This window comes from Bradyrhizobium sp. MI1.7 (assembly GCF_055811795.1).
In genome coordinates, this window is record NZ_JBVVPO010000096.1 from 1 (window position 1) to 21,923 (window position 21,923).

Below are 21,923 nucleotides of genomic sequence, written 5' to 3' on the forward strand. Positions count from 1 at the left end.
CCTTTTGGATGCCGATAGGGGGTCCCAGTCGAACGCCGATTGACATCTTGGGCAGGGCGTGGAGACTCTGCGCGCTTTTCGACCGCCGAATCTGCCTGGAATCATCAACTCGTGCGGCGTGCGAAGAGTAGCGTCGCTCCCAGCCCACACATAATGGCGCCCGATGCCTGTCGCGTCTTAGCGACGAATGAGGGCCTTTTTGCAAACCCGTCCCTCGCCTTCGCAGCCCAATAGGTCACAATCAGATCTACGCTCGTGTTGAGTCCGACCGAAATGAGGCCTAGCACGATGAACTGCGCTCCGACACTCCCGGATGGGTCGACGAATTGCGGGATGAACGCAAGGAAGAATGCGGCTGTCTTGGGGTTGAGCGCCTCGACGATGATGCCCTCGCGAAAGGCCAAATGCGCATCGGTCGTCTGCACCTCTACCGGCTCGATGATACGCGCTTCGCGCCACGTCTTGATCCCGAGCCAGATGAGATATAGGCCTCCGACGATCTTCAGCAAAGTGAAGGCTTCCGCGCTTGCCATAACGAGGGCAGATAGACCGACAGCGCCGCCGAAAACGTGGACAAGCCCTCCAATACCCAGGCCAACGCTCGATGCCAGCCCTTCGCTTCTGCCGCCAGCAAGCGTCCGGGCCACAATGTAGAAGATACCCGGTCCCGGCGTGACCGCTACGAGCAGTGCCGCGGCCAGGAACACGAAGAAGGTCTGCAAGTCGAACATCGCTTAGCCCGTCATCGATTTAACTGGCTTCGTGGCGCCAGTCTTCGTACATCACGGATACACTCGTTTCAGGCCTGAGTGCAAATAGGCAGCCACTTCCCGATCCCGCGGCGTAACGCTCGCCGTCTGCATGGTCCCACATGTCGTTGTAGAACCTTCGGACAACTTCCCTTTACAACTCTACCAAGGTCCATAGCGGGCTCGAGTCCTGACGGCGGGGCAATCATGTTTGACCTTTCCTTGACGAACGCTCCTGCGGGTGAACTAAAGACGGTCCACCGATAGCTCCAGGTCGCCGAGGAAACCTGCCTCGTCTTCCAGACCTCGCATCACTCTAATTTCTCGTCGAAGTCACCTATTGACGTTGACAACCGTGCGTCCACGCACTTGGCCCCTCATGAGGCGGTCCGCTGCGAGGACGACGTCGTTCAGGCCGATCTCGACCGCCGTCTTCTCCAAATCCGCTTCGGTGAGCAAGGAAGAGAGACGATCCCAGGCTTCGACGCGTTCGGCTTTCGGGCGAGTCACGCTGTTGATGCCGAACAGCGCCACTCCGCGTAGGATAAAGGGCGCGACGGTTGCGGGAAAATCCAATCCTTGCGCCATACCGCACGCGGCGACCGCTCCGTCAGCCTTGATACCGGCGCACACGTTGGCGAGAGTGTGGCTGCCGACCGAGTCGATCGCGGCGATCCATCGTTCCTTCTGCAGCGGCTTGCCGGGCTGCGACAGTTGGGACCGATCGATGATCTCGGCAGCGCCTAGGCTCTTGAGATACGGCTGTTCGTCCGGTCGTCCGGTCGAAGCCACGATGCGGAAGCCGAGCTTGTGGAGCAGCATGATCGCGATGCTGCCGACGCCTCCGCCTGCGCCAGTCACCAGCACGTCGCCGGAACCGGGACGAATTCCGTACTTCTCGAGTGCGATAACCGATAGCATCGCGGTGTAGCCCGCGGTACCGATGATCATCGCGCGGCGGGAAGGCATCGAAGCGGGCAGCTTGATCAACCAGCCCGCCTTGACCCTCGCCCGTTGCGCCAGGCCGCCCCAGTGTTGTTCGCCGACGCCCCAGCCGTTGAGGACCACGCGGTCCCCCGGCGTGAAGGCCGCATCGGAGCTCGACGAGACCACACCCGCGAAATCGATCCCGGGCACGAGCGGGAAGGATCTCACGATCGGGCCCTTGCCGGTAATCGCGAGGCCGTCCTTGTAGTTCAGCGTGCTGAACTCAACCTCGACGGTCACGTCACCTTCGGGGAGGCGGCTTTCCGGTAATTCGGCAACATCGGCGCGATATCCCCGCTCGTCCTTCTCGATCAACACGACTTTAAACAACTCGAGCTCCTTTTCACGAGATTCTTCTGGACCTGGCCTTCGGCCCGTCCGGACGCGGTAGGCCGGCGATGAAGCCGACGATGAAAGTATCGAGCGGACGGCCGTTCTTGACGAGGCGGGCCCGCATCACCGCTCCCTCCCAGCCGATCCAGAAGAACTCAGCCAACGAATCGCAGTCCGCGGCGGCGCTGATCTCGCCTGCGTCGCGTGCGAGTTCCAGGCAACGCGCTACCTTCCGCTGCCAACCCCTGACGATCTCGTCCAACAGGCGCCTGTAATCGTCTGGCAGCGCCTCAACCTCCTGGCTGAGGTTTCCAACCAGACAGCCCCGCGCATAGCCGTATTTGGCCATACCTGCCTTGGCGTCCTCGACGAAAGCTCGCATGCGCGCCAACGGCGCGAGCTTTTCGTTGTTCAGGGCCCGGTCCAGCTTATGCCGGAAGAAAGAATCGTAGGACTTCATGACTTCGCGGCCGAAGTCCGCCTTGCTTTCGAAGTAGTGGTAGAAAGACCCCTTCGGCACGGTTGCACGGCGCAGCAGCGCGTCCAGTCCGGTGGCTGCAAAACCCTGCTGGGTCATCACCTCCATCCCGCAACGTAAGAGGACGTGGCGCGTCGGCGCATATCCAATGTCGCGTCGGTCCGGCTCGCCCGGTTTCCGTCGAATGCTCTCTTCTGCCACTGAATTGTATCCTGATTAGACCGATCGTCTAGAACACAGCTGCCCGAATTTGGCAAGCCGGAAAACGGCGCCACCTTGTGGAGAAACGGTATTGGGAGCAGAAATGTCGGCTCATTATGCAATGTGCACGCTTTTTCCGCGGCTTTTGCTGCCCCCTTGTGCGATTGCGCGGCGCGACGGGGTGGTTTCATACTTGACACAAAGTGTCCTTGGCTCGAATGTGAGCCGTCCTTGGAGAGAGCTTCGTCATGATTCAATCGTTCAGGAAAGCCGCGGGTTTGGCCGCTGCAGGCGCCGTGTGTCTGGGGCTTTTTTCCGTGCCGGCGATCGCAGCCGACGCCTACCCTTCGACCTCCATCAAGCTGGTCGTCGGATTTCCGCCGGGAGGCCCGACGGATATTATCGGTCGGGTGATCGGGCGTCTGCTCGCCAAGGAGTTGAACCAGAACGTCATCGTGGAGAACAATGGTGGCGCCGGCGGAATGATTGCCGCCTCCAATGTCTCCCGCGCGAACCCCGACGGCTACACGCTACTCGTCGCGGTCGAATCCTCGAATACCCGCGCCAAGGCGCTCTATTCCTCCGTGCGCTACGATCAACAGAAAGGCTTCACCTACATCCGGAAGGTCGCCAAGCAGCGCAACCTGCTCGTCGTGAACCCTAAACTTCCAGTATCCAGCGTTCCGGAACTGGTGGCCTATCTGAAGGCCCACCCCGGAGAAGTGAACTTCGGCGGTACGTTCGGCGCGACATCCCACATTGGCGGCACGCTGTTCGACATGGCCTACGACACGAAGATGTCGTTCATCAACTATTCGGGCGGCAATCAACCGATCGTCGATTGCATGTCGGGTATCTTGCAGGTGGGCTTCTTTACCGAAGCCACGATCGGTCAGCAGGTCAAGGCCGGCTCCCTCAACGCGCTCGCGGTGACATCGGCTGACCGGTCGCCGGCCTTCCCGGATCTGCCGACGATCGAGCAGGCCGGCGGCAAACCTCTCGATATCTCGCCGTGGTTCGGCGTCGCGGGTCCGCCGAACCTTCCGGCAGACGTCGTCGCCAAAGTTGGCGCCGCCCTCGACAAGGCTGCGAGCGATTCGGAATTCCTGAAGCAAATGGAAACGATCGGCGCCACGCCGATCACGGGGTCGACCGTGGAGAGCTTCACGGCGGATGTCGGAAAGGAAGAGGCCTACTGGGATAAGTGGGCCAAGGACATCGGGGCGCCTCTTCAGAAGTAGCTCGCCGAGGGATCGACGATGGAGTTCTATCACCAGTACGATGCTCATCTCTCTGCCGACGAGCGCGATCACGTGGCGAAGGCGCGGGCATTCTGCGCCGGGGCCTTTTCCGACAGCGTCTTCGCCGCGCACATGGCGGGCGAGGCGTTTCCCGAGACGTGGATTGCCGAATGGGCGGCGCTCGGCATGTTCGGGCTTCAAGCTAAGCGCGCTCACGGCGGGATGGAAGCGTCCTACCTGTGCAAAATCCGCGTCGCGCAGGAAATGGCGCGTCACGGCTTCGCCGCGGCGTTCTGCCTGAATCATCACCAAGGCGGGGCGACGCGACTTTCCCAGACTGGCACGCCAATCCAGGTTGAGCGCCTCCTGAAGCCCGCGCTGTGCGGCGAGCTTCTTCTGACGACCGCCATGACCGAGCCGGCGGGTGGCAGCGATGTCTCCGCCCTTACCACGACGGCCGTTCCGGTCGACGGCGGCTGGGCTCTGAGCGGCACCAAGGCGTGGATGACGGGCGGTCTGCTGGTCGGTGGTCTCATCGTGTTGGCCCGCGTGGGCGACACTATGGGGGCAGGGGACATTGCCAGTTTCTATGTGCCGCTCGGCCAAGCCGAGACGGTAAAGCGGACCGAGATCGTCGTTCCCGGAGCGCGATCCTTCCGCTTGGCCGAAATAGTCTTCGACGGTCACTTCGTGCCCGAGTGGTGTCTGATCGCAGCGCCAGGCGCCGCGCTCAAGGCGTCGATGGCTTCCGTTAACGCGGCCCGGGTCCACGTGGCGGCCATGTGCGTCGCGACGCTGCACGCGGCGCTGTGCGAAGCGGTCGACTACTGCGAAGGCCGGAAAGCCTTTGGAAAACCGCTGACGGGGCATCAGGGCCTGCGCTGGGAGCTCGCGGAGGTGTCGACCCGGCTCGAGGCCGCCAACGCGCTCGTCTTCCGCGCCGCCGAGCAGATACAGACCGGGAGAAATCCGGTCACGCTGGCCGCGCAAGCCAAGAAGTTCGCCGTCGACACTGCGCTCTGGGGCATCGATCAGTGCGTCCGGATCATGGGCGCGACCGGCGCCGGCGTGGCTCACCGCTTGAACATGCATTTCGCCGAGGTCCGGATGGCCGCTTACGCCGACGGCACCAACGAGATGCTGCTCGACCGGGTCGGCCGCGGCCTGTCCACGACGTACCAAGCCTCAATCCTCTAGCAAGCACGGCGGACGAAACGATGCGCAACGTAGTGGTGGAGGACGCGGCGGCGGCTGTCGAAGGCATCAAGGACGGCGACACCGTCTTGATGGGCGGGTTCGGCGGCGCGGGCCTTCCGCTCGGAGTGGTCAAGGCGGTGCTCGACCGGGGCGTCCGCGACCTGACGCTGATATCGAACAACGCCGGTTCGACAGAAGACGATCTGTCGCTGTGGTTCGAGGCCAGAATCGTCCGCAAGATCGTCTGCTCCTATCCGCGCAGCGCCAAGCAGTTCGCCGAACAATATCGTGCCGGCACGGTCGAGCTTGAACTCGTTCCGCAAGGAACGCTGGTGGAGCGCATACGGGCGGGCGGCGCCGGTCTCGGCGGCTTCCTTTCTCCCGTCGGCGTCGGGACGGTGTTCGCGGAGGGCAAGGAGAAGATCGTCGTCGAAGGACGTGAATTCATTCTCGAGCTTCCGCTTCGCGCGGATTTTGCTTTCGTCAAGGGGCACCTCGCCGACACGCTCGGCAACGTCACCTACAACAAGTCGGCGCGCAATCACTGCGCCGTCATGGCGACGGCCGGCCGGACGGTCGCCGTTGAGGTCGATCGCGTGGTCGAGGCGGGCGATTTGGACCCGGAAGCCATCGTCACGCCCTGCATCTTTGTCGACCGCGTTTTCGCAAGGAGCTCCCGATGACCCCGCTTTCACGCGACGCGCTGGCGCGCATGGTTGCCTTGCATCTTCCCGAGGAAGGCTTCGTGAATCTCGGCATCGGCGCTCCGACGCACGTGGCCGATTACCTGCCGGCCGATTCGGGCGTGATCCTTCACAGCGAGAATGGTATTCTCAACGTGGGCCCAAAGCCCGCGGCCGGCGCGGAGGACTGGGATCTCATCAACGCCGGGAAAATGCCGGTCTCGCTGCGGACCGGCGGCTCCTATTTCGATTCGAGTCTTTCGTTCGCGATGATGCGGGGTGGCCATCTCGACGTCGCCGTGCTCGGCGCGTTCCAGGTCTCGAAAGATGGCGATCTCGCGAATTGGACGACCGGTGACAACGGCTCGCCGCCCGGGATCGGCGGAGCCATTGATCTGGCAGTCGGCGCGAAGTCGATCTGGGTGATGATGGACCACACCACGAAGGATGGTCGCTCCCGCATCGTGGAGCGATGCGGCTACCCGCTCACGGCGCGCAGAGTGGTTAGCCGCATATTCACCAGCCTTGCCATCCTCGACGTGACCGAGGAAGGGCTAGCGATCCGCGCTCTCCTCGACGGTCTTACAATGGAGGCGCTGCGCGATCGCACGGAGGCGCCGCTGCACGTCACCGGCGAGGTCCAGACCATCAGACAGGACGGGAGCGTCGCATGATTTATCGCGTCGCCAAACTTGTCGCGGACTGCCTGGTCGCCCATGGGGTCGACCGGGCCTTCGGGGTGCCGGGGGAGAGCTTTCTGGCGGTGCTCGATGCACTGCGCGACCGCACCGATTTCGATCTGGTGACCTGCCGCCACGAAGGAAGCGCGAGTCTCGCGGCCGTCGCCGACGCCAAGCTCACGGGCCGCGCCGGCGTCGTGATGGCGAGCCGTGGTCCGGGCGCTTTCAACGCCGCGCTCGGACTGCACGTGGCCGCGCAGGAGGCGATTCCGCTGGTGATGCTGGTCGGTCAGGTCGATCGTCCGAACCTCGGACGGGACGCCGTCCAGGAAGTCGATTGTGGCCGTTCGTTCGCCGGCGTGCTGAAATGGTCGGTGCGTCTGAACTCCGCCGATCTCGTTCCGGAGATGATGGCCCGCGCGTTCGCGGTGGCACATGCGGGAACGCCCGGTCCGGTTGCGGTCGAAGTCCCGGAAGATCTCCTCAAGGATTCGGCCGAGGGATTTGTCGCCACGGTCAACGGGGCTGGGCGTCCGCAGCCGGGCGCTGCGGCGATCAAACAGGCGGCTGCGGCGTTGACGGCCGCGGAGCGGCCGATCCTGTTGGTGGGCGGTGAATGCCGGACGGCATCGTTCCGCGAAGATCTGGTCGCGTTCTCCGAGACGTGGAGCGTCCCGGCCGTCACCATGAACAAGATGCAGGACCAGTTTCCCAACGCTCACCCGCTGTGGGCCGGTCAGTTCGGCTTCTTCACGTCCCAGCCCCATGCGAAACTGCTCGAGCGCGCCGACCTCGTCGTTGCCGTCGGAACGCGTCTGGGCGACCTGTCCTCGCTCGGATTTGCGTTTCCGAGGCAGGCCGAGCCGCGCCAGCCGTTGGTCCATGTCTATCCGGATCCTGATGCGATCGGAAAGCGCGTCCAGACCGACGTCGCGGTCGTTTCTGGATCGCATGCGTTCGTATCGGCCATGCTCGCCGTTTCCGCGGCAGCGCCGGACCGGACCGAGTGGCTCAGAGCAGCAGCCACGGTGCGGACGGCCACACACGGTTGGCCTCGTTTCGGCGTACCGTCCGCAGACGTCTTCGGTCACGCCGTGGCGGCCATCGCTACACACTTCAAGCCCGACGGCATCGTCACGACGGACTCCGGCAACTTCGCGGGATGGGTCCATCGCATCTTCAGCCTCGAGCCGACTGCACGGCTGCTCGGCTCGGCTTGCGGTGCAATGGGCAGCGGGGTCCCGTCCGGGCTCGCTGCGAGCCTTCGTTTTCCGGAGCGACAGGTCGTGGCGTTCTGCGGGGACGGCGGCTTCCTGATGACTGGCAACGAACTGGCGACGGCGGTATCGAGAAAAGCGAACCTCAAAATCGTCGTGTCGAACAACCGGTCTTACGGCACCATCCGTTCGCACCAGGAGCGGGCCTTTCCCGGCCGCCCATACGGCACCGATCTTTCGAGCCCCGACTTCGCCGCTCTTGCCCGCGCGTTCGGCGCGGCGGGATTCGTCATCGACGATGCAGGCAGCGCCGCGTTGACCGTGGCGGACGCAATGCAGATCGAGGGACCGGTGGTGATCGAAGTGCGATCGGACGTGCGTCAGACGCTGGACAAGTCGCTTGCGGCGCCGCGCTGAGGCCGAACCGGATCATTGTGCAGGGAGAAACATGATGGATGCCGTCGCAAGCGAGAAAGCCGGGGTCGCAGCCTCTTGGCAGGGCGTCGTACGCTTTCTTCACAAGACCCCGCGAGCCTTCCTTCCGATGCGCTCGTTTCCTTCGCTCGAACTCGTCGCCGGCCGCGGCATCGAGGGCGACCGGTACTTCGTAGGCCAGGAAACGGGGTTTTACTCCCACAAGCCAGAGGAGGGGCGGCAAATCACGCTTTTCGAGATGGAAACTCTCGAGGCTCTGCGGCGAGACCACAAGATCGAATTGTTGCCGGAGGAACATCGCCGAAACGTCACCGTCGAAGGAGTCCCGCTGAATCATCTGGTCGGGCGTCGCTTCCGGCTTGGAGAGACGATCGTGGAGGCGACCCGCCTTTCGACGCCGTGCCGTCACATCGAGGAGATCCTCGGCAAGGCCGTATTCGACCCACTGATCAACCGGTCCGGGTTGAACTGCAAGATCATCGCTGGCGGCACACTGCGCGTGGGCGACGCCGTGAGGCCGATCTAGATGGCGAAGGCGATCAAGACTGTCTCCACAGTCCTCTCCAATATCGAGGATCTCGGCAACGACACTAAGCGCTTCACCCTCGTCGACCAGGACGATTGGGAACTGCCGCCGTTCCGGCCAGGAGCGCACATCGACGTGCACCTGGGGCAGAGTCTTGTCCGGACCTATTCGCTCTGCAACGAACCGGACGACGATTGGCGCTACGTGATCGCGGTAAAGCGCGAGCGAGACGGCCGTGGCGGCTCGAACTTCATCCACGATCAAGTGAAGGTGGGACAGCCTGTTTACGTTTCACTACCTCGCGGCGGGATCGCGCTGGCCCCGGAGGGGACCAACCTGTTCGTCGCAGGCGGCATCGGTGTAACGCCATTCATCTCCGCCATTCAGCATCTCGAGCGCAGGGGGCAGTCTAACTACGTGCTCCACTGGACCACCCGCGGGCGGCCGGTCCTGGCCGATATGATCGGGCCGGCGATGAAAGCGGGCCGGGTCCGATTATATGACACGACTACGCAGGACAAGCCGATCGTCGCAGAGATCATCGGCAAGTTCTCCGCATCCGGTCTGGCGGCTTGCTGCGGACCTGACACCATGCTGAAGGACTTCGAAGAAGCCGTCTCAGACTGGCCGGACGAGCGCAAGCACATCGAGATGTTCACGCCGCCGAAGATCACCGCCAGAAGCGACGTGCCTCCCTACGAACTCTTTCTGTCGGCGAGCAACAAGCGGGCGACCGTCACGCCGGAGGTCGGCCTTCTCGGAACGCTTGAAGCGCTCGGGGTCGACGTACCCGTGTCCTGCGGCGGCGGCATCTGCGGCGCCTGCCGCACGCGCTGGACTGAGGGGCCGCCTATCCATCGAGATCGCGTGCTTTCGCCTGCTGAGCGGCAGCAGGAGCTCATCGTGTGCGTGGGCGACTGCGCGGGACAGAGACTGGTGCTGGATCTGTAGATCGTCGGAGGTCCCGGTCCACGATTTGAATTGTCGGTGGTTTGGTGCGAGATCGATGCAGGCAATAACTTCGGAAAGATCCGAGCGCAATGACACTCAACCTCAAATTTCTCCGCGTGCAGAGCGGCATGACTCTGGAGCAGCTTGCCGCCGATTCCGGCCTGACCCGCAGCTATCTTTCCAAGCTGGAACGCGGGCTCTCCTCTCCGTCGATAGGCTCCGCGCTCAAGATCGCCGAGGCTCTCGGAACGACCCTCGACCGCTTCTACGGTCAGCCCGACGACCACGACCCCATCACGATCGTCCGCGCCAAGAAGGGGAAGGCGGGCGACGTCGACACGCACCTGTCGCTCGTCGCCGGACTGGCTCCCGAACGCACGATGCGCGCCTTCATCGTGCGGCCGACCAAGACGGCCAAACGCGGTCGCATCATGAGTCATCACGAAGGTGAGGAGATCTTGTTCATCCTCACCGGCCGAATCGAACTCGTCATCGGTAAGCGGAATGAGACCCTCAATCCGGGCGATTGCATCCAGTTCGATTCCACCATCCCGCACAAGCTGATCCAGGTCTCTTCCGGACCGGCGTCGGCGCTCGTCGTCATAGCGACCAAACCCGCATAGAGGTGCTGAGAATGCCGATCATGCTGCGAAAGAAAGACTTTTACGCCGGGCTGCTCTTGGTGTTGCTGGGCGCGGGGATCGGTCTCAACTCGACGGCCTATTCGCTCGGGTCCTTGGCCCACGTCGGACCGGGCATGTTTCCGTTCATGATCGGCGTCATCATGGTTCTCGTCGGAGCCTTGATTTTCGTCACCGGGTTGGCGACGCCTCTCGAAGAGGGGGAGCGCATATTGCCCGCCGCGATGGAATGGCGCGGCTGGGCATGCATCCTCGCGGGCCCGCTGATGTTCATCCTCTTCGGCGTCTATTTGGGCATGGCCGCGGCTACCTTCATGTGCGTCTTCGTCTCGGCGCTCGGCGACAGGACGGCCACCCTGAAAGGCTCGGCCGCCTTGGCCGCGGTCGTCACTGTCGCCGGCGGTCTCCTCTTTTCCTACGTGCTGAGGGTTCCTTTCCCGCTGTACCGTTGGGGGTTCTAGATGTTCGCGAGCGCGCTTTCAGATCTTTGGTACGGCTTCGGTGTCGCCTTCGAGCCGCAGAACGTTATGTGGTGCTTTGTCGGCGTCCTGGTCGGCAACATGGTGGGCGTCCTGCCGGGGATGGGGCCGCTGGCCACGATCTCGGTGCTGCTGCCGTTGACCTTCGGTATCAAACCGGTAGGCGCGATCCTGATGCTATCAGGCGTGTTCTACGGGGCCCAATACGGCGGCGCGATCTGCTCGATCCTGCTCAATCTGCCTTGTCATCCGCCGCACGCGGTGACGTGTCTTGACGGATTTCCGCTGACGAAGCAGGGCCGCGGCGGCGCGGCGCTTGGCATTACGGTACTATCGTCTTTCGTCAGCGCTTCCTGGGGCATCTTGGAGATGATCTTTCTAGCTCCGCTACTGGTAAAGGTCGCGCTGGAATTTGGTCCGACCGAAATCTGCTCGCTGATGCTTCTGGGCCTACTCGCCGGTTCGACACTCGCGAGAGGCTCGCCTCTCAAAGGCATCGCCATGACGTTGCTTGGCTTATTTTTAGGCATCGTGGGGACGGACGTCGAGACCGGGGCGGAGCGCTTCACGTTCGGCATCCCGAATCTCCTTGACGGCATCGAACTCGTCGGACTCGCTCTCGGTCTATTCGGTATCGCCGAGTTCATGAAGAGCGTGAACCAGTATTCTGAGGTGAACACGCGCTATTCGAACGTCGGCTTGCGCGATCTGCGTCCGTCACGTGATGAACTCCGCCGCTCGATCCCGGCGATGTTGCGCGGCACCATCATCGGCAGCCTGTGTTCGCTCATTCCTGGAACGGGACCGACGATCGCTTCCTTCATCTCGTACGCGGCCGAGAAGAAGGTTTCGAAGACACCAGAGAAGTTCGGCACCGGAATGATCGAAGGCGTCGCCTGTCCGGAAGCCTCCACGCATTCGTCGGTACAGGGGGACTTCATCCCGACCATGAGCCTCGGCATTCCCGGGGACGCAGTCATGGCTCTCATACTCGGCGCGCTGATGATCCAGGGCATCGTGCCAGGTCCCCAGCTGATCAAAGAGCATCCGGACATCTTCTGGGGCTTGGTCGCGAGCTTCTGGATAGGCAACATTATGCTGGTGCTGCTCAACGTCCCGCTGATCGGGCTGTGGGTGAAGCTCCTGTTGATTCCGTACAAATATCTTTATCCAAGCGCATTGTTCTTCGTCGCGATCGGCGTCTACTCGACCAACAACGACATGTTCCAGGTCGGCGAGACCGTCGTCGTCGGGTTGATCGGCTATCTGCTCCTGCTGCTCGACTTCCACCCGGCCTCGCTTCGTGCTGGGCCCGCGCTTGGAGGAGAACTTCCGCCGTTCCCTTCTGATTTCTCGCGGCGACGCCATGATCTTCGTCGAGCGGCCGATCAGCGCGTTGTTTCTGTTCCTGTGCGTGGCGCTTTTGGCGGCGCAGGTCTACGTTCGCTTGCGCAGGCCGAAGGCGCTTGCGGTGCCCGACGTCGCGGAGGGGACCGGCGCTGCGGTCGCCCGGGCCGCGGAGTAAGCCCCAGTTCCACAGGCATAAGTTACAGGCCTTTGCGCGATGAAGTAGCGGCGCATTGCTGACGAAGCACAATGCTTGGAAACGCCCAGTCTCCTGGATGTTCTTCAGCCGCTTGACTGGGAAGCGAAACGTTTCGCCTGCTCGAACAACGCATTCACCTCCTGACTAGGGGCCTCGCAGTGCGGTGAGTAACACCGGGGGTGCCAATCTGGTCTAGCAATAATGTCACGAACTGGCTCTGTGGGGTGATCCAGTTATGGCGTACATCGGTCTCATGAACCCTCCACGGGATAGGATTAGAGAGATGAGCAATGAAAGCGCTCACCTGCACTCTGAAACGGCGGTCGACAAACCGGTTTACAAGACTTGGATGTGCGCGCTCTGCGGGGTTGTTTACAGCGAGCGGGAGGGATGGCCGGACGAGGGCATTCCGCCGGGCACTCGCTGGGAAGACGTCCCCGACGAGTGGATCTGCCCCGATTGCGGCGCAGGCAAGAGTGAATTCCAGATGATCGAGGCCTGAAGAAATCCCGTTGATGGTGCGAGCAGCGTGCGCGGCATTCATCAATTGCCAAGGAGCCAGCATGTACGTCCCTCCACATTTCGCCGAGTCGCGCCCCGAGGCGCTTCACGATCTCATCGACAAAAATCCTCTCGGCATCCTCTTTACCAACGGGAAGGGCGGGCTCGACGCAAATCACCTGCCTTTCGAGTTGCACGCGAACGAAGGGCAGCAGGGCGTGCTTCATTCACATGTGGCCCGCGCAAATCCCATTTGGCAGGATATCGCTACGGGGAACGAGGTGCTGATTGTGTTCCGTGCCGGGGACGCCTACATCGCGCCGAACTGGTATCCGAGCAAGATCGAGTTCAAGAAGCAGGTTCCGTCCTGGAACTATATGGTGGCACATGTGTACGGACGCGCGACGATCCGGGACGATGAGCGTTACGTCCGTGGCATGGTCGCGCGGCTGACGCGCATCCATGAGGCGAAGCAGGCCAATCCTTGGAAGATGACCGATAGCCCCAAGGATTATATCGACACGATGCTCAAGATGATCGTCGGGATCGAAATCGAGATCACACGGCTCGTTGGCAAGTCGAAGCTTAGTCAAAATAAAGAGGTCCGGGACATTCTTGGTGCAGGGAACGCGCTCAAGGCGCAGGGCAAGGATGTGATCGGCGATGCAATGCTGGCCGCCGCTGCTGCCAAGGCGGAGCAGGCCTGACCCATATCCGACGGAGCGACATGCACGGAGAAATCGTGGCACAACGACCTACTTGTCATCGTCGTGGCAGGGTATGGCGGGGCCAAACCCATCGGCAGCCGTGCGCAAGCATGGATGAATCTCATTTGCCCTACGATCGTCTGCCGCTGTCGGACTCAAAGACTTGAGATCAATGTGCGTCCTTCCCGTCGCGCCGCGGAACACCTGACCCAATGTTCTAATTCGCGGCGAGCGCCGATTATCGCGAAAGAGACCTGAGCGCGGCCATCCACATTTATGTGGTAGTTTTCATCCGTGGGCGCTTGGACAGTTTGGCCTTCCTGTTCGCGCGGACCGATGCCTCAAGTACGCCCTTCAGGCGGACTGCGGCGGCCTGCAATTCCGCGACGGAAAAGCCGCCAAACCCGAGCATTAGACCGAAGCGAGCAGGCGCATCTTGATACATGGGCGAGATCGGTCGCACCACCAGCCCGGCGTTGTGTGCTTGGTCGGCAAGCTTGACATCGTCGAGGCCGGCAGGAAGCCAGAGCACCAGGTGCATACCTTGGTCGCTTGGTTGGAGCGTTGCCCAGGACGGCAGCTCTCTCCCGATGGCGGAGATCAGGGCCGCGCGCCGTTCTGCGTAAGCGCCCCGGATGCGCCGTATGTGAGCTTCGAAATAGCCCTCGCGCATATATTGTGCGAGCACATATTGATCGGCCATCGGAGAATGGCGGTCGATAAGAGCACGGGCGCCCGCGAACGCATCCACCAGGGGAAGGGGAACGATGGCGTATCCGATCCGCATCGAGGAAAACAGCACCTTGCTCATCGTCCCGAGATAAACGACACGTGTAGGATCGAGTCCCTGCAAGGAGGGAAATGGATGTCCCGCGTAGCGAAGCTCGCTGTCGTAGTCGTCCTCGACAATCCATGCATTATTTTGACGGGCCCACGACAACAGAGCCGTGCGCCTGGCCATGCTCATCGGCATGCCGAGCGGGTATTGATGCGATGGTGTAACGAAGGCGACCCGAGCCTTCGGACATCGGACGAGACCTTCCTGGACGTCGATGCCCTGGTCGTCGACGGGAATCCGAGAGGTCTTGACGCTGAAGTTTCCGAGGACCGCGACAATACCGGGATAGGCGGGGTCTTCCGCCCATACTGCGTCTCCGTCCGCAAGAAGAACGGTTGCAGCCAGAAAAAGACCCTGCTGCGTACCTGCCGTGATCACGACCTGACCGGGCTCGCATTTCACTCCACGGGCCTTACGGACGTAGTCAGCAATCGCGATCCGCAAATCGGGCAATCCTTTCGGGTCAATGTATCCGGACGGGGCAGCCACGCGTAGCGCTCGGACGCGATTACCAAGGCGGCGCCACTTGTCATCCGGGGCGACTGCGCCTGCCGGATGAGCGATTGCAAATGGCGTCGTCCCTTGGGGTCGAAGAATTTGCGCGACCTCTGCAAGACGGGTGACGTTCTCCCGCAACACAGGGCCGATCCGCGGCGGCTCAATGAATGCCTGCGCTCGGTTCACGAGTTCGCTATCGCCATTGACGTCCGCTACGATCGTGCCGCCTCTGGCGCGCGCTTCGAGGTAGCCTTCCGCATGTAGCTGACCAAACGCCTCGATGACCGTACCCCTAGCGAGTTTGAGCGATGCAGCGAGGGCTCGGGTGGAAGGCAGCCGTTCGCCCGGCTTCAGGGTCCCGTTTGATATCGCCTCGCGAAGTACCTGCGTGAGTTGGTGTCCGACCCGGCCTGTGGTCTTGTCGAGAGAACCCAGCGAGGGAATTGCGATAATGTTTCGGCGCCTGGCCATGGCCGTTCTGGTCTACCTATCCGCTCGTACTTTGAAGTCAAGAATAGACCGACTTTGTGAGTCATTGAAAGAAATCGTCACACACCGCTCTACCAATCGGCTTTGACATCTCAGCCCGAGCAGCGATGGCCTTGCGGGTCAACGACCACCTCCGCATGACGTAGGTAGGCCGGCCCGAGGCGGAAGATCGCCTCGCTGGGTCAACCGGCTGAGCAGCGTCGTTCTTGAGAGGCTATCCAGTTTCGAAGCCCATCGAGAGTGCGAAATCCATCGGCTGCGTAGCAGCGGATGTCGGGACGGAAGGCCTGCATCATCTCGGCGAGCGCATGTCCCGGGCCGAGGTCCAGCCCCCTGCTGACCCCCAGCTCTGCCAGGGCCTCCAGCGTCGCCGACCAGTCGATGGGGCGCGCGACCTGGCAGGCGAGCTTCACGGTTGCATCGCTTGCGGAGAACATGCGCTCGCCGTCGCCTCCTGCGAGCAGGATCCGCTGGCTTGCGATCGGGATGCGCCTGCTGGCGTCGAGCGCATCTTGCAACGGTTTGCAGGCGCGCGCGAGCCGTGACGTGTGCGACGCGATCTTCACGGCGAGAACACCGCTGCGTGCGGCGCCCTGTCGAATGGCCGCCTCGCAGAGGTCGATCACGTCCTGCTCGGAGCCTCCGATCACGACAAGACGATCGGGATTCCTGATCGCGATCTCGCAGCGATATGTTTCGAGCAGGGTGTCGAGCGTGGTCTGATCGAGGCCGCGGACATACCGAGGCGATCATCCGCTCCGGCCACGCGGTCCATCAGCTGTGCGCGAACATCCGTCAACCGCAAGGCTTCGTCGGCCGTCCATATTCCGGCAATGCTCCAGGCCGCCATCTCGCCGACGCTGTAACCTGTGACGACGGTTGGCTCGGTCAGCAGGTCGGCAATGCAGGCGTGGATCGCCAGCGCCGATGTGACGGTCAGGATCTGGCTGACATGGTAAATTGACCGGTTCATGTCTTGCCGTGGCCGCCTCGGCCTGCGCAGCGGAACGGCGCCGGACGAAGGTGCCCTGCCCGACATGTCCGCTGATGATGCCGCGTTGTTCGGTCTCCTGATAGGCCTTGCTGACGCCACCATGAGGATGGTAGCCCAACAGCGGTGCAAGATCAGGTTCGCGCACCACCTCGCCAAACAACGCGGACAGGACCTGCGTTTCGCTTCCGTGGGCAGGCACGTTCGGCGCCCCCAACGATCCCAAAGAACTCTCCGATATCCTTCAGATACTTCGGGACATTATGGCTCGCCGGCCAGTAAACGTCGCTTCTGTCGCGTAGGTGTCCGCCTTCGTTTCGGTACGCTCAGCGAATCCCGTCGCACGTCAGCCCATTTCTTGGCTGCGAGGATAGATCGGCTGCCAGCACGCCAGTGCTGCCGAACTAAAGAAAATCACCAATGGAAATTCTCGGCCAGGTCTGTGTTCGCCGTGCGGCTTTGATCTTCGCCGACCAAGCGTCGATGAGATTGCCGAGGATCAATCGTCCGTTGCCGCGAATGTCCGGCCATTTCATCGTTGGTGTTCCCAGTGGCAGCGAGATCACCCCATGCGCTGCCGATAGCAGGCCGGTCGCTAGGCGCTCCGTGAGCCTTGGCGTCGCCTCCACCCCCAATTCGGAAAGATAATCCGCGATCGAGGTCACAAAGAGCCCGTAGCCCTTTCGTGCGATCTCAGTTTGACCGAAATAAACCCCGTCGGGAAAACGCCTGTCCTCGACCGTGCCGGCCATCGAATAGAGCGATCGAAAATGATCGGGATTGTCGACCCAATAATCGATATAGGCCTCCATGACGCGCCGGAGCCGGGCCTCGCCGCTGGAGTGGAGCGCGCGGACTTGTTCGAGCCGATCCGCCATTTCCTCCAGATTCCTCTCCTTCACTGCCAGCAGCAGCAGGATCTTGGTCGGAAAGTATTTGAGAATCGTGCCCTTCGAGTAACCGAGAGCATCGGCGATCTTCTGGATCGAAACGGTTTCGAGTGTGCCGCTCGCGAACTCCTTTTGCGCTGTTTCAAGGATTCGAGCCTGCAACGCCCGCTTGTCGGCTTCTTGGCGCGCGCGCTTCTGAAAGCGCCGCATCCGCTTAGGGTTTCCTGATCTCTCGGTCGACATCCCAATCTCCGCCCGGTGTGTCCTGCAGCTACATGGCTGGAATCACAAGTAAAAAACGCCACTCCGTTCGTAGCTTGCCAACTCTCGTAATAAATGACTATAGTCAATTAACTTAAAGCGAACAAACGGAGGGAAGCAGTGGCAACGTCGGCACACGAGTATGCCTGTAGCGATTTTGATCCGTTCGACTGGGACACTCGCATCGACCCCTATCCGGCCTATGCCGCCCTTCGTGCGAAGGCACCCGTCGTCCGGCTTGAGAAATACGGCATCTTCGCCGTGCCGCGTTTTGCCGAGATGAAGGCGGTCCTTGCCGAACATGTGAACTTCAGCAATGCCGGTGGTGCCGGCATCGTCAATTACTTCAAGGAGAAGCCGTGGCGTCCGCCGAGCATTGTTCTTGAAGCTGACCCACCGCTACATACACGCACCCGAAAGGTGCTAGCGCGGATTATGTCGCCGGGTGCGATGCGGGGCCTCGAGAACGGCTTCAAGGCCAAGGCCGCCGCGCTGGTCGATGAACTGATCGAAAAGAGATCGTTCGATGCAGTCCGCGACCTTGCCGAAATATTTCCGGTGACTGTATTTCCGGACGCCCTGGGCATCGACAATGAGGGCCGCGAAAATTTTCTGACCTACGGCGCAATGGTGTTTGCCGGCATGGGGCCGGAGAACGATTATTTTCGCACTCTTATGGCCCAGGCACCTAAAGTCTTGCCTTGGGTTGCCGCAAAATGCCAACGGGAGGCCTTAGCTCCCGGCAGTTTTGGCGCGCAGGTCTACGAGGCCGCCGATAGCGGCGAAATTACCCAGGAGGAAGCGCCTCTGCTCGTCCGGTCCTTTCTCTCGGCGGGACTGGATACGACAATCACTGCACAAGGCATGGCCCTCTTTAGTTTGACCCGTCATCCGGAGCAATGGGCCATACTGGCTGCCAATCCTTCGCTGGCGCGCGCGGCGTTCGATGAGAGCCTGCGCTACGATTCCGCCGCACCTTACGTCTTCCGGACCACACCCCATGAAACAGAGATCGCAGGGGTGCCGATCGGCAAGCACGAGAAAGTGTTGCTGCTGATCGGTTCGGCAAATCGCGACGAAACGCGGTGGGAACGGCCCGAGCAGTTCGACATCACCCGGCGCGTTTCAGGGCATATCGGCTTCGGCACCGGAATCCACGGCTGTGTAGGGCAGATGGTCGCGCGGCTCGAAGGCGAAGCCGTTCTGGCCGCCTTGGCGGCGAGCGTCGCATCAATCGAGATGACGGGCGAGCCGGTATACCGCGACAGCAGCGGATTGCGGGCACTAGCTCGCTGCCGGTACGCGTTACGACGAAATAACGCCAGCCCGGGCTCTTTGCAGCGATTGTCATTGCCCGCCAAGACGACTGGCGGACTTGCTTCCTTTGCGAGCTTATTGTCCCGAAGACGCGCTTTGGGTCTTGCCCTTTGCCGATGAGACCGAGCGACGCCACCGCGCTCAAGCGAAGGGCGGCGGTGGGCAGCTATCGCCGAGCTGTCGGTTGGACCGAGGAAACGCTGAATCTCCGCGGCATGGACCAGCTAGCTGCTCTTTGGTCAATGAGCGGCGCACTTGATGCACAACCTGCTGACGAGAGTCTACCTGCGAGGTCGCTTTCCAGCCGCGGGTCGCCCAGGCGACGATGGCGCGAGCGCTGACAGTTTCTCAGGGCGGCGTCACCCAGGGGCTGAACGACGCGCAGGCGCGACGCCTTTACGGCCAACAAGCTCGATCAAACGGGTCCAGCGATCGTACAGTTCTTGAGCTTGGTGAACGCTGATGTGCGTCCAGGAAACACGTGGATCATTGCAATCGAGAAAAAAGCCGGCGAAGACGATCTTCTCGCTTTTGAAGATGCCAAGGGCAAGCATGTTTTCTCGCGGTGCGTTGTTGGAGGTCAGATTGGACGTCGCTCGATATACTTTGTCCAGAGGAAAGGTGCTGGACTTCTTCGCCGCTCAGCCGAGTTGCACCGTCGGGCTGGAGGTATGTGGCCGGGCTCATCACTAGCTCTGATCGACGCCGCGGCGATTTGCGAAGCCGCTCAGCGGCTGAGCATGCGGTTCGTGGCCGGGAAGAGCGAAGAGCAACAGGCGGCGGTCTGGTGTTTCGAACCCGTGGCCTGATGGTTCGGCAGCGAACTTAGCACATCAACGCGATCCGAGGACACCGAGCCACCCGTCCATTTGTCTTAGCGCACTATTGAGCGCCCGCCCGAAAAGTTCTGTTCACGGAAGCCCCGCTCCGCGTCGCGCGAAGCTCGTAATCGCTTCGAACCGCACTATTGTCATACGTGCCGGCGGCGTCCTTCGACCTTGCCAGCTCAAATCCGGCCGGGTCAAGCCAACTGACATGCGTATCGCACGGAACGGGCATCACAGTGTATCGGTGCCTGGCGCCGTTGGTTCCGGTCAATTCGACGGGCACGGGAGCAACCGTTGTGGCGGTGCGCTCACGCCTGGGCAGGCTGTTCTGCCATTCGAGAAAGAGCTGCGGATCGATGTAGTCGTCGGGCTCGATATCTACGTGGTTTGCCTGCAACCAGGTTTCGAACTCTCCACGACGTTCGGCAGCGCGCTCTCGTGTGTGAGCTAGCCCCTGTGCGAGCGCATAGGCAACGAACGGATCGTGGGTACCCCACCGCAACAGTTCGCGAGCCCAAAAACCGAACCACGGGAGACCCGTGGTTGCGCGCCACTCCGCAAGCGACGGGACCGCGTAGGGATCGCCCGCGCCAGCCGACCAAGCTTGTGCGACGACCGCTCCCATGGCGACGCCCAATTTGAATTCGAGGTTCTCGGCGACAAAGCGCTGCCAACTCCGAAGCTGATCCGCATCAGGTCCATCGGCGCCGGGTGCTTGCATCCACCATGCCAACACACCTTGCCAATTTACAAGAAGCGCCTGGTCACCGACTGTGGCGCGTACACGAAAGCCAAACCCGCGATCATTAGCGAGAAGCCCTCCGATTTGTTCGAATACGCGCAGCCGCGTGTCCGGATCATCAACGCCGTAATTTTGGGCTGCCGCCATCAAATCCCGGATTTGGGGAGCAACAGCCTCGAAACGACGGCCAATGAGCGGCGAGAAGCCATATTGATAAAGGCGTCGACGTTCGTCCGCGTCCGGGTAGACGGCTTCCACTATCGCGCGGCCACGCCGTATAAACGCCTGTTCCATCCATTCCTCCTGGGCTGCAGCAACCGCGGTAAACGTTCGCCGCCATAGTTCAACGAGCTGGGCCTCGGCCTCCGCGCCGGTCATGTCTGCTTCGTCTGCATGTGCGACCTCCTCGATCGCCGCGAGCAACACGCCGTCAAGCTCATCAAGACAGTCTGCAAGGCGAGCGCGCAGTCCGGTCGCTCCCTCACCGGCATCCCGACTGATATTCGGCGGAAGGGCCTGATCGAGCCAGTCCAGAAATCGATTAGGCGGCAGCCCAAGAACATTGATTGCACGATCGCGGATTGCGGTCAGCAGCATCGCCAACGGACTCTCGACCGCATCAGAATCGCGTTCCTCGATCAGCAACGCCCTTCGAAGTCGTTCATAGTCTGCGACGAGATCACGACGTTGCCTGCGCTGAACGTCTGCGAAGCTGTCTGCCGTCGTGGAGATCGTGGTTGGGATCGCCACAAGCGTCATGCCCTCGATCCCTCGGGCTGCGCCGGGCCGTCCAGCCCGGCCTGCGAGATTTCGGAACTCGGCGGTGGAAAGTGGAGTGACTATCTGTTGCTCGTTCTCTGCGTCCCAGGAACGCCGCTTAAGTGATGTAAGGAAAATTAGGTCGAACGGAAGGTTCACTCCCTCTGTCAGTGTCGCGGTTGCGACCGTTATCGGGCAAATTCTCCGCTCGATCATTTCGGTCATCAGACGCCGAAGCCGCTGCGGCATTTGGCCGTGGCTCGTCGCAATCCCCCGATCAAGGAGTGCGAGCTCAAAGGAATCGACGCCGCAATAGTCAATACAAGCAGCCCGTGCTTCGTCGTACCGCGCGCGCAGCTCCCCTTCGGGCGCCGCGAAGCCAGGCGCTGCCGCCCAAGTCGGCAGTTCGAGAGCTTCCTTGAACCAGCGCATCGTCTGCTCTGGTTCCTGTGCGACGGAGATAAGAATGCGTTGATCTTCCTCGACCAGATGGAGAGCCGTCCAAAGCACGGTTAGACTGTTGAAGCGATTGAGGCTGTTCCGCATGCCCGCCGGCAATTGCGGCATCTGCGCGATTTGAAGCCGGAGATACACGGGCTGCTCCTCGCCACGCAAATACAGCGGTCGCCCGTTCATGATGTCGAGAAGAATGCGGCACGGGCGGTTCGGTCTGGTTTCAAAAACGCCGATAACCTGTCGGGTGCTTCGATAGCGCATTCCTACGGCCTCAGCGTCGAGTGTCAATCGGCCTGTAAATTT

The 21,923-nt window shown here is 61.7% G+C and carries 20 protein-coding genes and 4 pseudogenes; 14 read left to right on the plus strand and 10 right to left on the minus strand.

Annotated features, from left to right (window positions below):
- Positions 1–104: 104 nt before the first annotated feature.
- The 3 genes from AC0L3X_RS42690 to acuR all read right to left on the minus strand — a co-directional run bounded on the left by AC0L3X_RS42690 (position 105) and on the right by acuR (position 2,748).
- Positions 105–731 (minus strand): LysE family translocator, encoded by a 627-nt coding sequence (locus AC0L3X_RS42690; RefSeq protein ID WP_439034163.1) that lies wholly within the window; start codon positions 729–731, stop codon positions 105–107.
- A gap of 351 nt (positions 732–1,082) precedes the next feature.
- Positions 1,083–2,066 carry an acrylyl-CoA reductase (NADPH) gene (acuI, locus tag AC0L3X_RS42695; protein ID WP_439034164.1) on the minus strand — a complete coding sequence of 328 codons (984 nt, stop codon included), beginning with the start codon at positions 2,064–2,066 and terminating at the stop codon, positions 1,083–1,085.
- 13 nt (positions 2,067–2,079) lie between these two features.
- Positions 2,080–2,748 carry an acrylate utilization transcriptional regulator AcuR gene (gene acuR / locus AC0L3X_RS42700; RefSeq protein ID WP_439034165.1) on the minus strand — a complete coding sequence of 223 codons (669 nt, stop codon included), beginning with the start codon at positions 2,746–2,748 and terminating at the stop codon, positions 2,080–2,082.
- A 248-nt stretch (positions 2,749–2,996) separates the two neighbouring features.
- Here acuR and AC0L3X_RS42705 point away from each other — a divergent pair, with 248 nt between their 5' ends.
- The 12 genes and pseudogenes from AC0L3X_RS42705 to AC0L3X_RS42760 all read left to right on the plus strand — a co-directional run bounded on the left by AC0L3X_RS42705 (position 2,997) and on the right by AC0L3X_RS42760 (position 13,552).
- Positions 2,997–3,989 carry a Bug family tripartite tricarboxylate transporter substrate binding protein gene (locus AC0L3X_RS42705; RefSeq protein ID WP_473317431.1) on the plus strand — a complete coding sequence of 331 codons (993 nt, stop codon included), beginning with the start codon at positions 2,997–2,999 and terminating at the stop codon, positions 3,987–3,989.
- An 18-nt stretch (positions 3,990–4,007) separates the two neighbouring features.
- Positions 4,008–5,186 (plus strand): acyl-CoA dehydrogenase family protein, encoded by a 1,179-nt coding sequence (locus AC0L3X_RS42710; RefSeq protein WP_439034167.1) that lies wholly within the window; start codon positions 4,008–4,010, stop codon positions 5,184–5,186.
- A gap of 20 nt (positions 5,187–5,206) precedes the next feature.
- On the plus strand, positions 5,207–5,869 hold the full coding sequence (locus AC0L3X_RS42715) for a 3-oxoacid CoA-transferase subunit A (RefSeq protein WP_439034168.1): 663 nt from the start codon (positions 5,207–5,209) through the stop codon (positions 5,867–5,869).
- Positions 5,866–6,543, plus strand: a complete 678-nt coding sequence (locus tag AC0L3X_RS42720) for a 3-oxoacid CoA-transferase subunit B (RefSeq protein WP_439034169.1) — start codon at positions 5,866–5,868, stop codon at positions 6,541–6,543. Before AC0L3X_RS42715 ends, AC0L3X_RS42720 begins: the two co-directional genes overlap by 4 nt.
- On the plus strand, positions 6,540–8,183 hold the full coding sequence (locus tag AC0L3X_RS42725) for a thiamine pyrophosphate-dependent enzyme (RefSeq protein WP_439034170.1): 1,644 nt from the start codon (positions 6,540–6,542) through the stop codon (positions 8,181–8,183). The genes AC0L3X_RS42720 and AC0L3X_RS42725 overlap by 4 nt, the downstream gene beginning before the upstream one ends.
- Positions 8,184–8,217: 34 nt before the next feature.
- Positions 8,218–8,727 carry an MOSC domain-containing protein gene (locus AC0L3X_RS42730; protein ID WP_439034171.1) on the plus strand — a complete coding sequence of 170 codons (510 nt, stop codon included), beginning with the start codon at positions 8,218–8,220 and terminating at the stop codon, positions 8,725–8,727.
- Entirely contained in the window at positions 8,728–9,678 is a 951-nt protein-coding gene (locus AC0L3X_RS42735; protein WP_439034172.1) for a PDR/VanB family oxidoreductase, read from the plus strand. It begins immediately after the preceding gene.
- 89 nt (positions 9,679–9,767) lie between these two features.
- Complete coding sequence (locus tag AC0L3X_RS42740) at positions 9,768–10,301, plus strand: helix-turn-helix domain-containing protein (RefSeq protein ID WP_473317432.1); 534 nt, start codon at positions 9,768–9,770, stop codon at positions 10,299–10,301.
- A gap of 11 nt (positions 10,302–10,312) precedes the next feature.
- Positions 10,313–10,780: a tripartite tricarboxylate transporter TctB family protein gene (locus tag AC0L3X_RS42745; protein WP_439034174.1), complete on the plus strand. Its 468-nt coding sequence runs from the start codon at positions 10,313–10,315 to the stop codon at positions 10,778–10,780.
- Positions 10,781–12,323, plus strand: a pseudogene (locus AC0L3X_RS42750) (tripartite tricarboxylate transporter permease).
- A 304-nt stretch (positions 12,324–12,627) separates the two neighbouring features.
- Positions 12,628–12,846 (plus strand): rubredoxin, encoded by a 219-nt coding sequence (locus tag AC0L3X_RS42755; protein ID WP_439034175.1) that lies wholly within the window; start codon positions 12,628–12,630, stop codon positions 12,844–12,846.
- 61 nt (positions 12,847–12,907) lie between these two features.
- Entirely contained in the window at positions 12,908–13,552 is a 645-nt protein-coding gene (locus AC0L3X_RS42760) for an FMN-binding negative transcriptional regulator (protein WP_439034176.1), read from the plus strand.
- 274 nt (positions 13,553–13,826) lie between these two features.
- On the opposite strand, the gene pdxR is transcribed toward AC0L3X_RS42760, so the two are convergent.
- The 5 genes and pseudogenes from pdxR to AC0L3X_RS42785 form a co-directional block, all read right to left on the minus strand.
- Entirely contained in the window at positions 13,827–15,359 is a 1,533-nt protein-coding gene (pdxR, locus tag AC0L3X_RS42765; RefSeq protein WP_439034177.1) for a MocR-like pyridoxine biosynthesis transcription factor PdxR, read from the minus strand.
- 200 nt (positions 15,360–15,559) lie between these two features.
- A complete protein-coding gene (locus tag AC0L3X_RS42770; RefSeq protein WP_439034178.1) occupies positions 15,560–16,003 on the minus strand; it encodes an ACP S-malonyltransferase in 444 nt (147 codons plus the stop codon).
- 20 nt (positions 16,004–16,023) lie between these two features.
- Positions 16,024–16,350: a hypothetical protein gene (locus AC0L3X_RS42775; RefSeq protein WP_439035787.1), complete on the minus strand. Its 327-nt coding sequence runs from the start codon at positions 16,348–16,350 to the stop codon at positions 16,024–16,026.
- Positions 16,334–16,531: pseudogene (locus tag AC0L3X_RS42780) on the minus strand (GntR family transcriptional regulator); the annotation flags it as partial. The gene AC0L3X_RS42775 and the pseudogene AC0L3X_RS42780, both read right to left, overlap by 17 nt.
- A gap of 241 nt (positions 16,532–16,772) precedes the next feature.
- Positions 16,773–17,501, minus strand: a complete 729-nt coding sequence (locus AC0L3X_RS42785; protein ID WP_439034179.1) for a TetR/AcrR family transcriptional regulator — start codon at positions 17,499–17,501, stop codon at positions 16,773–16,775.
- Positions 17,502–17,639: 138 nt separating this feature from the next.
- Between AC0L3X_RS42785 and AC0L3X_RS42790 the strand changes: the two are divergent.
- Positions 17,640–18,838, plus strand: a pseudogene (locus AC0L3X_RS42790) (cytochrome P450).
- A gap of 357 nt (positions 18,839–19,195) precedes the next feature.
- Here the strand turns inward: AC0L3X_RS42790 and AC0L3X_RS42795 are convergent.
- Positions 19,196–19,390: a hypothetical protein gene (locus AC0L3X_RS42795; RefSeq protein WP_439035788.1), complete on the minus strand. Its 195-nt coding sequence runs from the start codon at positions 19,388–19,390 to the stop codon at positions 19,196–19,198.
- 147 nt (positions 19,391–19,537) lie between these two features.
- Here AC0L3X_RS42795 and AC0L3X_RS42800 point away from each other — a divergent pair.
- A pseudogene (locus AC0L3X_RS42800) lies at positions 19,538–19,662 on the plus strand (IS110 family transposase); the annotation flags it as partial.
- Between the two features lie 56 nt (positions 19,663–19,718).
- Here AC0L3X_RS42800 and AC0L3X_RS42805 read toward each other — a convergent pair.
- A partial coding sequence (locus AC0L3X_RS42805; RefSeq protein WP_473317434.1) for a DEAD/DEAH box helicase occupies positions 19,719–21,923 on the minus strand: 2,205 nt, incomplete at its 5' end.

Coding starts and splice junctions, on each gene's coding strand:
- AC0L3X_RS42690 (WP_439034163.1), bottom strand. CDS start 731: ATGTTCGACTTGCAGACCTTCTTCGTGTTCCTGGCCGCGGCACTGCTC.
- AC0L3X_RS42705 (WP_473317431.1), top strand. CDS start 2,997: ATGATTCAATCGTTCAGGAAAGCCGCGGGTTTGGCCGCTGCAGGCGCC.
- AC0L3X_RS42710 (WP_439034167.1), top strand. CDS start 4,008: ATGGAGTTCTATCACCAGTACGATGCTCATCTCTCTGCCGACGAGCGC.
- AC0L3X_RS42715 (WP_439034168.1), top strand. CDS start 5,207: ATGCGCAACGTAGTGGTGGAGGACGCGGCGGCGGCTGTCGAAGGCATC.
- AC0L3X_RS42720 (WP_439034169.1), top strand. CDS start 5,866: ATGACCCCGCTTTCACGCGACGCGCTGGCGCGCATGGTTGCCTTGCAT.
- AC0L3X_RS42725 (WP_439034170.1), top strand. CDS start 6,540: ATGATTTATCGCGTCGCCAAACTTGTCGCGGACTGCCTGGTCGCCCAT.
- AC0L3X_RS42730 (WP_439034171.1), top strand. CDS start 8,218: ATGGATGCCGTCGCAAGCGAGAAAGCCGGGGTCGCAGCCTCTTGGCAG.
- AC0L3X_RS42735 (WP_439034172.1), top strand. CDS start 8,728: ATGGCGAAGGCGATCAAGACTGTCTCCACAGTCCTCTCCAATATCGAG.
- AC0L3X_RS42740 (WP_473317432.1), top strand. CDS start 9,768: ATGACACTCAACCTCAAATTTCTCCGCGTGCAGAGCGGCATGACTCTG.
- AC0L3X_RS42745 (WP_439034174.1), top strand. CDS start 10,313: ATGCCGATCATGCTGCGAAAGAAAGACTTTTACGCCGGGCTGCTCTTG.
- AC0L3X_RS42755 (WP_439034175.1), top strand. CDS start 12,628: ATGAGCAATGAAAGCGCTCACCTGCACTCTGAAACGGCGGTCGACAAA.
- AC0L3X_RS42760 (WP_439034176.1), top strand. CDS start 12,908: ATGTACGTCCCTCCACATTTCGCCGAGTCGCGCCCCGAGGCGCTTCAC.
- pdxR (WP_439034177.1), bottom strand. CDS start 15,359: ATGGCCAGGCGCCGAAACATTATCGCAATTCCCTCGCTGGGTTCTCTC.
- AC0L3X_RS42775 (WP_439035787.1), bottom strand. CDS start 16,350: ATGAACCGGTCAATTTACCATGTCAGCCAGATCCTGACCGTCACATCG.
- AC0L3X_RS42785 (WP_439034179.1), bottom strand. CDS start 17,501: ATGTCGACCGAGAGATCAGGAAACCCTAAGCGGATGCGGCGCTTTCAG.
- AC0L3X_RS42795 (WP_439035788.1), bottom strand. CDS start 19,390: ATGCTTGCCCTTGGCATCTTCAAAAGCGAGAAGATCGTCTTCGCCGGC.